The 16,333-nt window shown below is 67.4% G+C and carries 17 protein-coding genes; 8 read left to right on the plus strand and 9 right to left on the minus strand.

Going from position 1 to position 16,333, the window contains the following annotated elements; all coding sequences use genetic code 11:
- Positions 1-99: 99 nt before the first annotated feature.
- Complete coding sequence (metH, locus tag PGN27_RS01120; protein WP_335324426.1) at positions 100-3,897, plus strand: methionine synthase; 3,798 nt, start codon at positions 100-102, stop codon at positions 3,895-3,897.
- A gap of 36 nt (positions 3,898-3,933) precedes the next feature.
- On the opposite strand, the gene PGN27_RS01125 is transcribed toward metH, so the two are convergent.
- Positions 3,934-4,776: an SDR family oxidoreductase gene (locus tag PGN27_RS01125; RefSeq protein ID WP_335324427.1), complete on the minus strand. Its 843-nt coding sequence runs from the start codon at positions 4,774-4,776 to the stop codon at positions 3,934-3,936.
- 65 nt (positions 4,777-4,841) lie between these two features.
- Between PGN27_RS01125 and PGN27_RS01130 the strand changes: the two genes are divergently transcribed.
- On the plus strand, positions 4,842-5,525 hold the full coding sequence (locus PGN27_RS01130) for an HAD family hydrolase (RefSeq protein WP_335324428.1): 684 nt from the start codon (positions 4,842-4,844) through the stop codon (positions 5,523-5,525).
- Here PGN27_RS01130 and PGN27_RS01135 read toward each other — a convergent pair whose 3' ends face one another.
- Complete coding sequence (locus PGN27_RS01135) at positions 5,526-6,329, minus strand: serine hydrolase (protein WP_335324429.1); 804 nt, start codon at positions 6,327-6,329, stop codon at positions 5,526-5,528. It lies immediately after the preceding gene.
- 214 nt (positions 6,330-6,543) lie between these two features.
- Between PGN27_RS01135 and PGN27_RS01140 the strand changes: the two genes are divergently transcribed.
- The 5 genes from PGN27_RS01140 to PGN27_RS01160 all read left to right on the plus strand — a co-directional run bounded on the left by PGN27_RS01140 (position 6,544) and on the right by PGN27_RS01160 (position 11,170).
- Complete coding sequence (locus PGN27_RS01140; protein WP_335324430.1) at positions 6,544-8,013, plus strand: sugar porter family MFS transporter; 1,470 nt, start codon at positions 6,544-6,546, stop codon at positions 8,011-8,013.
- Between the two features lie 71 nt (positions 8,014-8,084).
- Positions 8,085-8,366: a phosphoribosyl-ATP diphosphatase gene (locus PGN27_RS01145; RefSeq protein ID WP_030135522.1), complete on the plus strand. Its 282-nt coding sequence runs from the start codon at positions 8,085-8,087 to the stop codon at positions 8,364-8,366.
- A 2-nt stretch (positions 8,367-8,368) separates the two neighbouring features.
- Entirely contained in the window at positions 8,369-9,214 is an 846-nt protein-coding gene (hisG, locus tag PGN27_RS01150) for an ATP phosphoribosyltransferase (RefSeq protein ID WP_335324431.1), read from the plus strand.
- A gap of 79 nt (positions 9,215-9,293) precedes the next feature.
- Positions 9,294-9,794 carry a DUF4126 family protein gene (locus tag PGN27_RS01155; RefSeq protein ID WP_335324432.1) on the plus strand — a complete coding sequence of 167 codons (501 nt, stop codon included), beginning with the start codon at positions 9,294-9,296 and terminating at the stop codon, positions 9,792-9,794.
- A complete protein-coding gene (locus PGN27_RS01160) occupies positions 9,794-11,170 on the plus strand; it encodes an FAD-containing oxidoreductase (RefSeq protein ID WP_335324433.1) in 1,377 nt (458 codons plus the stop codon). The genes PGN27_RS01155 and PGN27_RS01160 overlap by 1 nt, the downstream gene beginning before the upstream one ends.
- Here PGN27_RS01160 and PGN27_RS01165 read toward each other — a convergent pair.
- Genes PGN27_RS01165 through PGN27_RS01185 form a run of 5 tightly spaced genes read right to left on the minus strand, consistent with a single transcriptional unit; the run spans position 11,154 to position 14,284 of the window.
- Positions 11,154-11,753 carry a flavodoxin family protein gene (locus tag PGN27_RS01165; RefSeq protein ID WP_335325187.1) on the minus strand — a complete coding sequence of 200 codons (600 nt, stop codon included), beginning with the start codon at positions 11,751-11,753 and terminating at the stop codon, positions 11,154-11,156. The genes PGN27_RS01160 and PGN27_RS01165 overlap by 17 nt on opposite strands.
- Positions 11,746-12,261, minus strand: a complete 516-nt coding sequence (locus PGN27_RS01170) for an SRPBCC family protein (protein ID WP_335324434.1) — start codon at positions 12,259-12,261, stop codon at positions 11,746-11,748. The genes PGN27_RS01165 and PGN27_RS01170 overlap by 8 nt, the downstream gene beginning before the upstream one ends.
- Positions 12,258-12,569: an ArsR/SmtB family transcription factor gene (locus tag PGN27_RS01175; protein WP_335324435.1), complete on the minus strand. Its 312-nt coding sequence runs from the start codon at positions 12,567-12,569 to the stop codon at positions 12,258-12,260. Before PGN27_RS01175 ends, PGN27_RS01170 begins: the two co-directional genes overlap by 4 nt.
- Before the next feature lie 54 nt (positions 12,570-12,623).
- Positions 12,624-13,442 carry a thioesterase family protein gene (locus tag PGN27_RS01180; protein ID WP_335324436.1) on the minus strand — a complete coding sequence of 273 codons (819 nt, stop codon included), beginning with the start codon at positions 13,440-13,442 and terminating at the stop codon, positions 12,624-12,626.
- Positions 13,439-14,284, minus strand: coding sequence for a RecB family exonuclease (locus tag PGN27_RS01185; RefSeq protein WP_335324437.1), 846 nt, complete (start codon positions 14,282-14,284; stop codon positions 13,439-13,441). Before PGN27_RS01185 ends, PGN27_RS01180 begins: the two co-directional genes overlap by 4 nt.
- A gap of 84 nt (positions 14,285-14,368) precedes the next feature.
- On the opposite strand from PGN27_RS01185, the gene PGN27_RS01190 reads away from it, so the two are divergent.
- Positions 14,369-15,226, plus strand: a complete 858-nt coding sequence (locus PGN27_RS01190; RefSeq protein WP_335324438.1) for a tRNA (adenine-N1)-methyltransferase — start codon at positions 14,369-14,371, stop codon at positions 15,224-15,226.
- A gap of 15 nt (positions 15,227-15,241) precedes the next feature.
- Here PGN27_RS01190 and lppK read toward each other — a convergent pair whose 3' ends face one another.
- The gene (lppK, locus tag PGN27_RS01195; RefSeq protein ID WP_335324439.1) at positions 15,242-15,826 is read right to left on the minus strand and encodes a lipoprotein LppK; all 585 of its coding nucleotides are present in this window, start codon (positions 15,824-15,826) and stop codon (positions 15,242-15,244) included.
- A gap of 10 nt (positions 15,827-15,836) precedes the next feature.
- On the minus strand, positions 15,837-16,331 hold the full coding sequence (locus tag PGN27_RS01200; RefSeq protein WP_335324440.1) for an MTB12 family secreted protein: 495 nt from the start codon (positions 16,329-16,331) through the stop codon (positions 15,837-15,839).
- Between the last annotated feature and the right edge of the window lie 2 nt (positions 16,332-16,333).

Here is a 16,333-nt window from a genome sequence, read left to right on the forward strand (position 1 = left end):
ACGTAGACTTTTCTCCGTCGAGAGGCGTTGCAACGGCTACCAGGGGACCAGCAGCCCCGGTATCCGCCACGCTCGGCAGAGTCAAGGACGCCTTCCGTCATGGAAGGAGTGCATGTGACCGCTGCGACATCTGCCACCTCAGCAACGGCGACCAGCACCGGAGCGACCGAGTTCACCCCGAACATCCGGCCCGACTGCACCGCCGAACTGACGGCTGCACTCGATGCGCGGATCCTGGTCATCGACGGCGCGATGGGCACGGCGATCCAGCGCGACCGCCCCGACGAGGCCGGATACCGCGGCGACCGGTTCACCGAATGGCCGACGGCGCTGCAGGGCAACAACGATCTGCTCAACCTGACCCAGCCGCAGATCATCGAGGGAATCCACCGCGAGTACCTGGAGGCGGGCGCGGACATCCTCGAGACCAACACCTTCAACGCGAACGCGGTCTCGCTGGCCGACTACGACATGGCCGATCTGGCCTACGAGCTCAACTACGCCGGTGCCGCCCTGGCGCGGGCGGCCGCCGACGAGTTCAGCACGCCCGAGAAACCACGCTATGTTGCCGGCGCCGTCGGGCCGACGACACGGACCGCGTCCATCTCACCGGACGTCAACGATCCGGGTGCCCGCAATGTCTCCTACGACCAGTTGGTCGCCGCCTATCTCGAAGCCGTCAACGGCCTGGTCGACGGTGGATCCGACCTGCTCATCGTCGAGACCATCTTCGACTCCCTGAACGCCAAGGCCGCGGTGTTCGCCATCGAGACACTGTTCGAGCAGCGCGGCCGCCGCTGGCCGGTGATCATCTCCGGCACCATCACCGACGCCTCCGGACGCACCCTCTCCGGGCAGGTCACCGAGGCGTTCTGGAACGCGATCCGGCACGCCAAACCGCTCGCGATCGGTCTGAACTGCGCGCTGGGCGCTCCCGAGATGCGGCCCTATATCGCGGAGATGGCGCGTATCGCAGACACCTACGTGTCCTGCTATCCCAACGCCGGCCTGCCCAACGCCTTCGGTGAGTACGACGAGTCCCCGGAGCGCCAGGCCGGCTATATCGCCGAATTCGCCGACGCCGGACTGGTGAATCTGGTCGGTGGCTGCTGCGGTACCGCGCCGCCGCACATCGCCGAGATCGCCAAGATCGTCGACGGGAAGCCGCCGCGTGAACTGCCGAAGATCGAGGTCGCCACCCGACTGTCGGGTTTGGAGCCGCTGAACATCACCGACGATTCGCTGTTCGTCAACATCGGCGAGCGCACCAACATCACCGGGTCGGCGCGATTCCGCAACCTGATCAAGGCCGAGGACTACGACACCGCGCTCTCGGTGGCCCTGCAACAGGTCGAGGTCGGTGCCCAGGTCATCGACATCAACATGGACGAAGGCATGATCGACGGCGTCGCCGCGATGGACCGGTTCACCAAGCTCATCGCGGCCGAACCCGATATCAGCAAGGTCCCGGTGATGATCGACTCCTCCAAGTGGGAGGTCATCGAGGCGGGCCTGAAGAACGTGCAGGGCAAGCCGATCGTGAACTCGATCTCGCTGAAGGAGGGCGAGGAGAAGTTCATCAGGGAGGCGCGGCTGTGCCGCAAATACGGCGCCGCCGTGGTCGTGATGGCCTTCGACGAGCAGGGCCAGGCCGACAACCTCGAGCGCCGCAAGGAGATCTGCGGACGCGCCTACCGGGTGCTCACCGAGGAGGTCGGCTTCCCCGCCGAGGACATCATCTTCGACCCGAACTGCTTTGCGCTGGCCACCGGCATCGAGGAGCACGCCACCTACGGGATCGACTTCATCGAGGCCTGCGCCTGGATCAAGGAGAACCTGCCCGGTGTGCACATCTCCGGGGGCATCTCCAACGTGTCCTTCTCGTTCCGCGGCAACAACCCCGTGCGCGAGGCCATCCACGCGGTGTTCCTGTTCCACGCCATCAAGGCCGGCCTGGACATGGGCATCGTCAACGCCGGCGCGCTGGTGCCCTACGACTCGATCGATCCCGAGCTGCGGGACCGGATCGAAGACGTGGTCCTCAACCGGCGCGAGGATGCCGCCGAACGACTGCTCGAGATCGCGGAACGGTTCAACAAGACCGAGAAATCCGAGGATCCCGCCGCGGCCGAGTGGCGGTCGCTGCCGGTCCGCGAGCGCATCACGCATGCGCTGGTGAAGGGTATCGACGCGCACGTCGACGCCGACACCGAGGAGCTGCGCGCCGAGATCGAGACCGCCGGCGGGCGGCCGATCGAGGTGATCGAGGGACCGCTGATGGACGGCATGAACGTCGTGGGCGACCTGTTCGGGTCGGGCAAGATGTTCCTGCCTCAGGTGGTGAAGTCCGCCCGCGTCATGAAGAAGGCCGTGGCGTACCTGCTGCCGTTCATCGAGGCCGAGAAGGAGGCCAACGGAACCTCCTCGAGCAAGGACACCAACGGCACCATCATCATGGCGACCGTCAAGGGCGATGTGCACGATATCGGCAAGAACATCGTCGGAGTTGTGTTGCAGTGCAACAACTTCGAGGTCATCGACCTCGGCGTGATGGTGCCCGCCCAGAAGATCCTGGACGCGGCCAAGGAACACGATGCCGATATCATCGGACTCTCCGGTCTGATCACCCCGTCGTTGGACGAGATGGTGAACTTCGCGGTCGAGATGGAGCGCGAAGGCCTGGAGATCCCGCTGCTGATCGGTGGTGCGACGACCTCGCGCGCCCACACCGCGGTCAAGGTGGCGCCGCGCCGCAAGGGGCCGGTGGTGTGGGTCAAGGACGCCTCCCGCTCGGTGCCGGTGGCCGCCGCGCTGCTCGACGACAAGCAGCGTCCCGCACTGCTCGAGGCCACCGCGGCCGACTACGCCTCGCTGCGCGAGCGGCACGCCCAGAAGAACGAACGGCCGACCTTGACCCTGGAGAAGGCCCGGGCCAACCGCACTCCGATCGAGTGGGAGGGCTACACGCCGCCGGTGCCTGCCCAGGGCCTCGGGGTGCGGGAATTTCTCGACTACGACCTGGCCGAGCTGCGGGAGTACATCGACTGGCAGCCGTTCTTCAATGCTTGGGAGATGAAGGGCCGATTCCCGGACATCCTGAACAACCCGGCATCGGGTGAGGCCGCCCGAAAGCTCTACGACGATGCGCAGCAGATGCTCGACACGTTGATCAAGGAGAAGTGGCTGACCGCCAACGGTGTCATCGGGTTCTTTCCCGCCAACGCCGTCGGCGATGACGTCGAGGTCTACACCGATGAGACCCGCCGCGAGGTCCTCACCACGCTGCACAACCTGCGCCAGCAGGGCGAGCACCGCGACGGCATCCCCAACCGGTCCCTCGGCGATTTCATCGCGCCCAAGCAGACCGGCCTGGCCGACCACGTCGGCGCCTTCGCCGTGACGGCGGGCCTGGGCAGCGCGGACAAGATCACCGAATTCAAGGCCGATCATGACGACTACAGCGCGATCCTGCTGGAGTCGCTGGCCGACCGGCTGGCCGAGGCGTTCGCCGAACGCATGCACCAGCGGGTGCGCCAGGAATTCTGGGGTTATCAGCCCGACGAGCAGCTCGACAACCAAGAGCTGATCGGCGAGAAGTATGTCGGCATCCGCCCGGCCCCCGGCTACCCGGCGTGCCCCGAGCACACCGAGAAGACGACCCTGTTCGAGCTGCTGGACGTGACGAAGCGGACCGGTATCGAGCTGACCGAGTCGATGGCGATGTGGCCGGGTGCGGCGGTCAGCGGGTGGTACTTCTCGCACCCGCAGTCGCAGTACTTCGTGGTCGGTCGGCTGGCCCAGGACCAGGTGGCCGACTACGCCAAGCGAAAGGGCTGGACGCTGGCCGAGGCGGAGCGCTGGTTGGCGCCCAACCTGGGCTACAACCCGGAGGACTGAGCGCGCAGGTCTGTACCGATCGGCCGTCGGCAGCGATCAGAGGAACACCTCGCGGTTGCGGGCGGCCCACTCGGCCATCGACTCCGCGGGCGTGCCGGTGAGCCGCTCGACATGGTCGTTGGCCCGCTGGCCGGTGACGATCTGGTCGCGAGCGAATTGCTCCTCGGCTCCCTGCGGGTTGGCGGCACGGTCGAAGAGGTCGAGATACCAGTCCACGCCATCGCCCATGAGCGGGCGCAGCAACGCGTCGGCCTCGGCACGGCTGCAACGCCGCATCTCGACGTCGATGCCGACCCCGGTGCCGATCTCACGGGCGATCTCGGCACGGCTGAGCGCACGCGGTCCGGTCAGTTCGTACATCTTGCCGAGGTGGGTGTCCTGGGGATCGGCGAGCAGGTGAGCGGCCACCCGGGCGATATCGCGCATGGACACCGGCGATTGCACGGCGTCGGGCGCGATGTCGTGCACCACCCCGGTCCTGATCTGGGGCGCCCACATGGTGAAGTTGTCGCTGAACTCGCCGGGACCGAGTTGGGTCTGGCCGAGCCCGGAGGCGGTGACGGCATCGGCATGCTGCTGCCAGTGCGCGCCGCCGGTGAGCGCCACCACGTAGCGCACACCGGCATTCGTGAGGTGCTCCAGGGTGGCCGCCAGTGTCGGGGGATGCGGTGCAAGGTAGACCCGCTCGACACCGTCCAAGGCGGCGCGTAACGAATCAGGCTTTCCCAGGTACCCGGTGACCGCGGTCACCGAATCGGGCAGGGCGGCCTTCGTCGGGTTCACCGTCAACGCACGGATATCGTTGGCCCCCAGCGCGATCAACTCATCGACCACCTGCCTGCCGATATTGCCCGTTGCGCCCGTCACGAGAATCGTCATAACGACACCGTAGCCACGGGATTCGACAATTCGGGCGGCGTCGGCGTTGATGAGACACTGGGTTCATGCGTGCGGTGTTGTGGGATATGGACGGAACGCTCGTCGACTCCGAAAAGCTCTGGGACATCGCGATTCAGGACCTGTACCGCAAGCACGGTCGTGAACTGTCCGCCGAGGTGCGCACCAGCACGATCGGCGGGTCCAGCGAGAACGTCATGGCGATCGTCTACGCCGACCTGGGTTTGCCACTCGATCCCGAGGACATGGCGCGCACCGCGGACTGGATGCACGATTACGTCGGCGAACTCTTCGCAGAGGGTCTGCCGTGGTGCGCCGGGGCCCGGGAGATGCTCGACGAGCTCGCGGCCGCCGACGTCACGATGGCATTGGTGACCAACACCCGTCGCGTGCTCACCGAGAAGGCTCTCGACAGCATCGGACGGGGTTATTTCGCGGTGACCGTGTGCGGCGACGAGGTGCCCAGCGGCAAACCCGCGCCGGATCCCTATCTGCGCGCCGCCACGCTGCTGGGCCTCGATCCGGCCGCATGCCTGGCCGTCGAGGATTCCGTCACCGGGGCGGCCGCCGCGGAGGCAGCCGGCTGCGCGGTGTTGGTCGTACCGAACGAGATCAGCGTGCCCGGTGGGCCGCGGCGGCGGCAGGCCGATTCGCTCTCGGATCTCGACGTGGAGGCACTGCGCGCGATCCACACCGAACTGGACGAGGTCAGCGACCAGCGCAGCGCCTGATCACGGCGTTCCCGACGGGAACACCGTGCGCACGGCGCGCGTCATGGTGTCCCTGGCGCTCGCGGCTCCGTTGGGATCCAGCGAGCTGATCGCCATCACGTAGCGGCGGTCGGCGCCGACGATACCGGTGGAGACGTGGAGCTGGTTGCCCCCGTTCCAGCAGCAGAACCACCCCTGTTTGACCGCCAGTGGTGTGCCCGCCAACCCGTCGGGCAGCCCGAACCGCTGTGGGTAGCCGTCGGCACCCGATGGGGTGAAACCGGCCAGGTTGCCGACGATGATCTCGGTCTGTTCGGGCGGGAGCCCACCGGAACCGTCGAGCAGCATGTCGTAGTACCGCACCAGATCGGCGGCCGTGCTCTGGGTGACATCCCAGCGCCCGTTGGCGGGGGCGGTGGTCGCCGCCAGCCCGTATCGCTGTGTGACACGGGCAATCACGGCGTTACGACCACCGCGATCCCAGAACATCTGGGCCGCACCATCTTCGGACGACCGCAACATGGCATCCAGCGCGGCGTGGTCGGACTCGGACAACGTCGACGAACCTGTTGCCTCACCGAACAGCGCATCATCGGCGATGAAAAGCTTCACCACCGATGCAATGGGAAAGGCGGTATTGCCATTGCTGACGAGTCGGCCGGTGCCCCTGTCGAGCACGGCAAGCTCCAGATCGGCACCTGAGGAGGCGGCTTCGGTGGTGGCCAGCCGTACCCGCGCGTCGATATCATCGGGCTCGGCCCTGGCCGTGCTGAGCGGGACACACACCAGTGCGGCGAGCGCGATGAGCGTCAGTTTGCCAAACATGGGTCTCCCTGCGAGCGGATCCGGATCGAGCTGAGTTCCGCCCGCTGTACCCCCGATGTGCCGACACTAATCGGATCTCGTCCGAGATCACCCTGAGCGAGGTCCGGCCGTTTACCGCAGCGCGGCGAAACAGCGCGGATTAACGGCCCGGCGCGGCCACGTCTGTGCCATCGTGAAGCGACACGTATCACGGTGGCCGCGGAAGGACGATTCGATGACGCACGGTCCGGTCGGGGGCGACGAAGCCTCGTTGTTCGACGACGACGCGAGTTTCAATTCCGGCCGCACGGCGGTGCGGATCGCTACGGTGGCCGCCCTCGGCGGTCTGTTGTTCGGCTACGACAGCGCGGTGATCAACGGCGCGGTGAGCTCGATCCAGGAAGATTTCGGGATCGGAAACGCCGAACTGGGATTCGCGGTTGCCTCTGCGCTACTCGGTGCCGCGGTGGGCGCGATGACGGCCGGCCGCATCGCCGACCGGATCGGCCGCATCGCGGTCATGAAGATCGCCGCCGTGCTCTTCCTGATCAGCGCGTTCGGTACCGGTCTGGCTCACGACGTGTGGACGGTGGTGCTGTTCCGCATCGTCGGTGGCATCGGAGTGGGTGTGGCCTCGGTGATCGCACCGGCGTATATCGCCGAGACGTCACCGCCGCAGATCCGGGGCCGGTTGGGTTCGCTGCAGCAACTGGCCATCGTGTTGGGCATCTTCGCCTCTTTCGCCGTCAACTGGCTGCTGCAGTGGGCCGCGGGCGGACCCAATGAGGTGCTGTGGCTGGGCCTGGACGCGTGGCGCTGGATGTTCCTGGCGATGGCCGTGCCTGCCGTGCTCTACGGTGCGCTGGCCTTCACCATCCCGGAATCGCCGCGCTATCTCGTTGCCAGCCACAAGATTCCGGAAGCGCGCCGGGTCTTGAGCATGTTGCTCGGCCAGAAGAACCTGGAGATCACCATCACCCGCATCCAGGACACCCTGGAGCGGGAGGACAAACCGTCGTGGCGAGATCTGCGCAAACCCGCCGGTGGGATCTACGGCATCGTCTGGGTGGGCCTGGGCCTGTCGATCTTCCAGCAGTTCGTCGGCATCAACGTCATCTTCTACTACTCCAATGTGCTGTGGCAGGCAGTCGGATTCAGCGCCGACGAGTCGGCGGTCTACACCGTGATCACCTCGGTGATCAACGTGCTGACGACCCTGATCGCGATTGCCCTGATCGACAAGATCGGCCGCAAACCGCTGCTGCTCATCGGGTCGGCCGGGATGGCGGTCACGCTGGCGACCATGGCGGTCATCTTCGCCAACGCGACGGTCAACCCCGACGGCACCCCGAGCCTGCCCGGCGCCTCCGGCGTGATCGCGCTCGTGGCGGCCAACCTCTTCGTGGTCGCGTTCGGCATGTCGTGGGGACCGGTGGTCTGGGTGCTGCTCGGCGAGATGTTCCCCAACCGCATCCGGGCCGCCGCTCTCGGGCTTGCCGCCGCCGGTCAATGGGCCGCCAACTGGGCGATCACCGTGACATTCCCGGAGCTGCGCAACCACCTGGGCCTGGCTTATGGCTTCTACGCGCTGTGCGCGGTGCTTTCCTTCGTGTTCGTGTCCAAGTGGGTGCGTGAGACCAAGGGGGTCTCCCTGGAGGACATGCATGCCGAGCTGTTGAGTGCCGACGACGCGGTGGGGAAGTGACCACTCGCCGCTGACTCGGCGGCCGTGGCCGCCCCCCACACTGCAATCCCATTGGGTCTTGTCCCAGGCGCATGAAACAATCGCTGTCCGTGAAGACCTTCGATGCCCTGTTCGCCGAGCTCAGTGAGAAAGCCCAGACCCGGCCCGCCGGGAGCGGGACGGTCGCGGCACTGGATTCCGGCGTCCACGGCCTTGGCAAGAAGATCCTCGAAGAAGCCGGCGAAGTGTGGCTGGCGGCCGAGCACGAGAGCGACGCGGCGCTGGCCGAGGAGATCAGCCAGCTGCTGTACTGGACCCAGGTGCTGATGCTGGCGCGCGGTCTGAAGCTCGACGACGTCTACCGGAACCTGTGACCATGTTGCGTGTCGCGGTGCCCAACAAGGGCGCACTCAGCGAATCTGCGTCGGAGATCCTCTCGGAGGCCGGTTACCGCCGCCGGACCGATCCCAAGGACCTGACTGTCGTTGATCCGGCGAACAACGTCGAGTTCTTCTTCCTGCGGCCCAAGGACATCGCGATCTACGTGGGTTCGGGGGAGCTCGATCTCGGCATCACCGGCCGGGATCTGGCCGCCGATGCCGATGCGCCGGTCAAGGAACGGCTCGCATTGGGCTTCGGCTCGTCGACATTCCGCTATGCGGCCCCGAAGGGTCAGGACTGGCAGGTGGGCGATCTGGCGGGCAAGCGGATCGCCACCGCATATCCGAATCTGGTCCGTCGCGATCTGGCCGCCAAGGGAATCGAAGCGACGGTGATCCGGCTCGACGGTGCGGTCGAGATCTCCATCCAGCTCGGGGTGGCCGATGTGATCGCCGATATCGTCGGCTCCGGGCGCACGCTGCGGTTGCACAATCTGGTCGCCTTCGGTGAGTCGCTGTGCGATTCGGAGGCCATCCTGATCGAACGGTCGGACTCCGATCCCGACCCCGCGCGCGACCAGTTGGCGGCCCGGGTGCAGGGTGTGGTCTTCGGCCAGCAATACCTGATGCTCGACTATGACTGCCCGCGTGCGGTTCTGGACCGGGCGACTGCGGTCACCCCAGGCCTGGAATCGCCCACCATCGCCCCGTTGGCCGACCCCGACTGGGTGGCGGTGCGGGCGCTGGTGCCGCGTCGGACGGTCAACACCATCATGGACGAGCTCGCCGCGATCGGCGCCAAGGCGATCCTGGCCTCCGATATCCGCTTCTGCCGGTTCTGATCGGCTGCCGGATCATCCGGCTCACCAGCGTCATGCGTGTTAGCGTCCGGAGATCAGCTGGTCCGGCGCGGAGGTGCTCATGACGGTGGTCCTGGTTCTGCTGCTCGCGTTGTTGATCGGCGTGGTGGCCGGTCTGCGCGCACTCACGCCGCCCGCTGTCGTCGCCTGGGGTGGCATGCTCGGCTGGATCGCGCTCGACGGCACTTGGGCGCAGTGGCTGACTCATCCCATCACCGTCACGGTGCTGACCATCCTGCTTGTGGTCGAACTGGTCACCGATCAGCTGCCCGCCACACCGCCGCGCACGGTCGCCATGCAGTTCGCCGCGCGCCTGTTCACCGGTGCGTTCGCCGGCGCGGTGCTGGTCAGCGGCGTCATCGGTGATGCCTCCGCGGGCAACGTCGTCTCCGGTATCGGCGCAGGAATCATCGGCGCGGTGCTGGGCACCATGGGCGGTTACCAGGCCCGTAAGGCACTGGTCGAGCGCAGCGGCGGCAGAGACCTTCCCGTGGCCCTGGTCGAAGACGTGATCGCCGTGGTGGGCGGATTCGCGGTGGTCTACTTCGCGTCGATGATCTGATGTCGAAGACAACGGAATTCGACGCCATCATCGTCGGTGCGGGGCAAGCCGGTCCGCCGCTGGCCGGGCGGCTCACCGACGCCGGCCAACGCGTCGCGGTGATCGAGCGCAAGCTGGTCGGCGGCACCTGCGTCAATTCTGGTTGTATCCCCACCAAGACCCTGGTAGCCAGTGCCCACGCTGCTCATACGGCCCGTCGCGCAGCGGATTTCGGCATCGACACCGGCTCCGTCACCGTCGATATGGCCAAGGTGAAGGCGCGCAAGGACGGCATCGTCGAGTCCGACCGCCGCGGGGTGGAATCCTGGATCGAGGGGATGCACGGCGCGACATTGCTACGCGGACACGCCCGTTTCGTCGATCCGCACACCATGGACGTCGACGGCACGCTCATCAGCGCGGAGCGGATCTTCCTCAATGTGGGCGGGCGGGCCGTGGTGCCCGACCTGCCCGGCCTGTCCGCTATCGACTATCTGACGAATGTCTCGATTCTGGAACTCGATATCGTCCCCGAACATCTGGTGGTCATCGGTGGCAGCTATATCGCGCTGGAGTTCGCGCAGATGTACCGCCGGTTCGGTGCGGCGGTCACCGTCGTCGAACGCGGACCGCGACTGACCTCTCGCGAGGACGAGGATGTATCCGCGGCCATCCGCGGCATCCTGGAGGCCGAGGGGATCGTGGTGCACACCGGCGCCGATGACATTCGGTTCGCCAAGTGCGTCAACGGCTTCGAGGTGACCCCGCGGGCGGGCGCCGATCCGATCGTAGGTAGCCACGCCTTGATTGCGGTGGGGCGGACACCCAATACCGACGACCTGGGGCTGGACAAGGCCGGGGTGCGCACCGACCACCGGGGCTACATCGAGGTCGACGACCAGCTGCGCACGTCCGTCGAACACATCTGGGCAATGGGGGATTGCAACGGCAAGGGCGCGTTCACCCACACCTCGTACAACGATTTCGAGATCGTCGCGGCCAATCTGCTCGACGATGATCCCCGCCGGGTCAGTGACCGGGTACCGACCTACGCGCTCTACATCGACCCGCCGCTGGGCCGGGCCGGGATGACCGCCGACGAGGTGCTGCGCTCGGGCCGAAAGGCGCTGGTGGGTACGCGTCCGATGACACGGGTCGGCCGGGCGGTGGAGAAGGGTGAGACGCAGGGCTTCATGAAGGTGGTGGTGGACGCCGAGACCCACCAGATCCTCGGTGCCTCGATCCTCGGCGTCGGTGGTGACGAGGTGGTGCACGCGATCTTGGATGTCATGACCGCGAAACTGCCCTACACCGCGATATCGCGGACCATGCACATCCATCCCACGGTCAGCGAGCTGATTCCGACGCTGTTGCAGGATCTCAGGCCGCTGACGTAGCGGCGCGGCCCGCGGTGAGTTGCGCGGTCACCTGCGCGACGCGTGTGCCGAGGTGGGTGAAAGTGGCCAGATCGGCGGGATGCACCTCGTGGCGACCGGCGTCGACATCGGTCTGTGCGCCGGCGCCCAACCAGAAGCCCAGCCGGTTGAGGTCGTGTTCGCTGCCCGCCGAACTGTTCCACCCCGGACCCAAACCGAGGTTGACCCAATGCATGTGGTGCTGGGCGGCGAAGACGGACAGCGAGATCAACGCGGTCAGTTTGTCACCGCTCTTGGCGCCGGAGTTGGTGAACCCGGCGGCGACCTTGTCCCGCCAGGCCCCGGTCACGCAGCGCCGTCCGGTCTGCTCGGCGAATGCCTGGAAGCCGGCCGAGATGTTGCCCATGTAGGTGGGTGCGCCGAAGATGATGGCGTCTGCGGTATCGAGGGTGGCCCATGCGCTGTCGGTCAGCTCACCGAGGTCGACCATGCCGACGTGTGCGCCCGCCGCGCGGACGCCGTCGGCGACGGCGCCGGCCAAGGTCGCGGTGTGGCCGAAGCCGGAGTGACAGGCCACCGCCACGGTGGGGGTGCTATCAGACATCATGGGTATCTCCTCCGTGGTAGATCGTTTGTGCCAGTTGGCGATAGCGGTGCCGCCAGGGCGGAAGCGGTGTTCCGTCCAGTAGTGCGGTGAGTCGGTCCAGGAACGCATGAGTGCCCGGCCGGAAGCCGCCTGCGTTGCGCACGCCGAGGCCGCGGTGGGTGAGAACCAAACGGGTGCCGGCGTTCTCGGGGTGCAGTTCGTAGCGCACATATCCCGGCTCGGCGATCCGCTGGTTCCATTCGTGCTCGAGCACGTGCGGTGGGTCCCAGACGGTGATCCGTCCGGTCATCCGCTTCGCGGCTTCGGGGTTCGGGGGATCGGTCGGAACCATGTCGATCTGTCCGCCGACGCGCGGTTCGATGACGGTGGGTCCCATCCACCGGGCGCGCTGCGCCGGTTCGGTGAGCGCCGCCCACACCGTGGCCGGCGGATGCGCCAGCCAGCGATCGAAACGCAGTGTGGCACGTTCTCCGTCGATGATCAGTTCGCCGGCGGTCTCGCTCATATCCGCTCCGGGTCGTCGAGGTGGCGCTCGAGGGCGTCGAGGTGGGCGGTCCAGAAGTGCCGGTATCGGTTCAGCCACTCGTCCATCGCCACCAGGCCGTCGGCGCGCAGGGCGTAGATCCGGCGCTGCGCGTCCGAGCGCACCTCGACGAGGCCGACCTCGCGCAGCACCCGCAGATGGCGCGACACCGTCGGCTGGGTCAGTTCGGGCAGGCTGGCGACCAGCTCGCCCGCCGAGCGCTCACCGTCGCGCAGAACATCCAGCAATACGCGCCGGCTGGGCTCGGCGACCGCCTCGAAGACATCCACGCCAGCGAGTATTGCATCTCATCTATATAGATGCAATACAATATTTATAACGGCTCAGCGGGTTCGCTGGACCAGCAGGGTTTGCGCCGAGGTACCGATGAAGCCGTCCCGGTCGTAGATCTCGGCCGTCGTCACCCCGATACCGTCCGGGCCGATGGAACCTCGGGCGCGCAGACCGAAATCCGTTCCGCGCGGGACCCGGTGCAAATGCACGGCGGTGTCGGTATTCATGAAGACGAAGCGGGTCGGGTCCAATGCGGCGCCGATGCCGTTGGCCGAATCGACCACCTGGGCCAGCCGCTGCAGCGGGGTCGTCGGCTCATCGTCGACCAGCGGGACCAACGGACTCATCCAGGCCTCCGCGGCCGCGCCCGGTGTGGTGGCCTGGCTGCGCCAACTGACCGTCTCCAGATATCCCGGGGCGCCCATCCAGCCGTGCGGATTGTCCACTGCCGCACCCTCGGTCAGCGGCGGGTACCGGTCGGTGCGGACGTCGGCGGTGTCACTGGTGGCCAGCAGCCACGCACTGACGCGGGCCACCGGGCGCTCCGGCGCATCGGTGGTGCTCATCTCCGCCACGGCCAGGGTGATGCGCGCGCCCGGCCGCTGCACCCAGGCCCGCACCTGCACGGGGGCCACCGGGACGGCGCCGAGGATATCGAGCAGCAGACGCCCCACCCGCAGCTGCGGCCGGTCGAGGTACAGCTCCTCGATGGCTTTGGTCAGCAGTGCCAGCGGCGGTGAGCCGTGCTGGATGGCGGCATCCCAGTTGCTCGCCGTACCGATCGTCGATTCGAACAGCTGGATCGCGCCGTCGGATCCGAGCCGCCGATAGTGCGGGGTGCGCGGTCCGACGCTGTGCGACGCGGTCATTCGGCCGGCGCCTCCGGCCAGCCCGGGTAGGGCGGCGGCGTGCCGCCGAACTCGGGGCACAGCGCCCGGTGTGCGCACCAGTCGCACAGCTTGGACCGCTTGGCCCGGAAATCGCCTGTGCTACCGGCGGATTGGATGGCACGCCAGATCGCGGTCAGGGTTCGCTCGAACCGCACCAACTCATCGGGATCGGGGGAGTAGTCCAGCAGCTGACCGTCGGCGAGGTAGATCAGCCGCAACCGGGCAGGCAGCACGCCGCGGGACCGCCACAGCGCCACCGCGTAGAACTTCATCTGGAACAGCGCCTTGGCCTCGGCCAGCGCCCACAGCTCCGACGGAGCCCTCCCGGTCTTGTAATCGACCACGCGCATCTCGCCGGTGGCCGCGATGTCGATGCGGTCGACGAAGCCGCGCAGCAGGGTGCCGTCCTCAAGCTCGACCTCGACCCGTTGCTCGCAACTGTGCGGATCGAACCGGGTGGGGTCCTCCAGCCGGTAGTACCCGGACAGCAACTTGCGGGCGTCGCGCACCAACTCTGCCCGTAGGTCCGCGTCGAGGGCGCGGCCGAGTTGCTCGTTCTCGGCGGCGACGCGGTCGAGCGCGGTGTCGACGAGGGTCAGCGCGGTGTCGTGGCCGCGTTGCGCGGCGGGCAACGCATAGAGATCTTCCAGCGCGGCGTGCACCACCGACCCGCGCAGCTGCGCCGGGGACACCGGCTCGGGCAGCCGATCGATGGCCCGGAAGCGGTACAGCAATGGGCACTGCTTGAAATCACCGGCCCGGGACGGGGACAGGGCGGGGCGCCGACCGGTTACCGGTCCGGTTGTGGTGGCGACGCTCATGGCCCGAGCCTATGCCCGGGCCCCGACAATTCCTCGGCAATCCCGGCGTGGTCGGCCTGCGCGCGTCTGGCAGGCTAGGGCCCCGTGGCAATCACTGGTCCGTTCGTCGTCGGCGATCGCGTGCAACTCACCGACGCCAAGGGGCGGCACTACACGATGGTGCTCGCCCCTGGCGCGGAGTTCCACACCCACCGCGGCGCGATCCCGCACGACGGGGTGATCGGCCTGCCGGAGGGGAGCGTCGTCAAGTCCACCAACGGCGATCCCTTCCTCGTGCTGCGCCCGCTGTTGATCGACTATGTGCTGTCCATGCCGCGCGGCGCGCAGGTCATCTATCCCAAGGACGCCGCCCAGATCGTCCACGAGGGCGACATCTTCCCCGGGGCGCGGGTGCTGGAGGCCGGTGCCGGCTCGGGGGCGCTGACGTGTTCGCTGCTGCGGGCCGTCGGTCCGAGCGGGCAGGTCATCTCCTACGAGGTGCGCGACGATCACGCCGTGCACGCCATCCGGAATGTCGAGACGTTCTTCGGCGAGCGGCCGGCCAACTGGGATCTGCGCATCGCAGACCTCAACCAGTACCCGGTGGGTGCGGACGGACAAGCCGGGCTCGAGCGGGAGGTCGACCGGGTGGTGCTGGACATGCTCGCACCCTGGGAGGTGCTCGACACGGTGGCCGGCGCGCTGGTGGCCGGCGGGGTTCTGATCGTCTACGTCGCCACCGTGACGCAGCTGTCCCGCACGGTGGAGGCGCTGCGCGAACAGCAGTGCTGGACCGAGCCACGGTCATGGGAGACCATGCAGCGGGGTTGGAACGTCGTCGGCCTCGCGGTGCGTCCCCAGCACAACATGCGTGGGCACACCGCTTTCCTGATCTCCGCGCGCAAGCTCGCGCCGGGAACCATCACCCCGACGCTGCTCAAGCGGCGTAAGCAACAGGTCTGACGCCTCCGCGCGGAATCAGCGCGGCGGTGTCGGTGGGGCCGGTGGAAGCGGGTTCTGCGCCTGCAACTCGAGCAGCTGATCGGCGGTGTCCCTGGTCAACTGCCAAGCACCGTCGTTAAGCGTGAACTGCATCGGGAAGGTGAACGGTGCGGCACCGGGAATCGGATTGGCCGGCGCGACCGTCACGGTGGCCACGACATCACCGGCATCCGCCGCACCCGAGCCAGTGCGCTCCGCCCACATCAGATCGGCCGCCTGAAAGGTCAGCGGAGCCAGACCGGCATCGACGGTGGCCTTGGCGAAACGATCGAGGGCCGCGGCGTCTTCGGGTGTGGCGAATTGCACCAGCGGCACTTTCTGCGCGCCAGGAATAGAAGGATCGGCGAGCTTTCCCAGTACCTCGGTGAGCGCTTCCGGTGCCGGCAGCGCAGCGGCGGGCGGCGGCAAGGGCACCGCGGATGTCGTGGCCGAGCCGGGCGCCGTGGCGGGTACGTCCGGGCTGGGCTCGGCGGCGCATCCGGACAGCAAGAGCGCCGCCACCGAGGTGACGGCGCCCAATGCCTGCGTGGTGATGAGGGGGAGGCCCCCGATGCGGCGCATTGCCGTCCGGTCAGCCGGCCGCCGAGAGCAGCGACAGCGCGGACTGCTTGGTGACCTGCCAGCCGGTGGGGCTGGGTCCTGCGATGAACGTCACCGGCTGGGTGGCGGTGCCGCCGGTGGCCGCGGTCGCGGTGACGTTGGCGGTGGCGACGGGACCGTTGACGTCGATATCGACGACATTGAAGGTCAGTGGGAACTTGCCCTCACGCGCGGCGTTGTTGTAGGCACGGTCGGCCGCGATGGACTCGAAACGTCCGACGCCACCCTGGATGTAGGGCGCCTTTCCGGCGAACGATCCGGGGCTGGCGAGCGCGGTGAGCGTTTGCGTCAACGGCGCGGCCAGATCGGGTGCGGGCGCCTGTGGCAGCGGGGTATCCCACACCACGGGCGCGATTGCCGGTGCGTTGCTCGCTGCCACCGACGACACGCCCGCAGCGGCAGCGGTGACCAGACCGGCAGCTGCGGCACTAGTTACTACGCCGGTCACTAGGGTTTTGATGAGCACAG

The sequence above is a fragment of the Mycolicibacterium neoaurum genome (assembly GCF_036946495.1).
In the GTDB taxonomy this organism is placed as follows: Bacteria; Actinomycetota; Actinomycetes; order Mycobacteriales; family Mycobacteriaceae; genus Mycobacterium; species Mycobacterium neoaurum_B.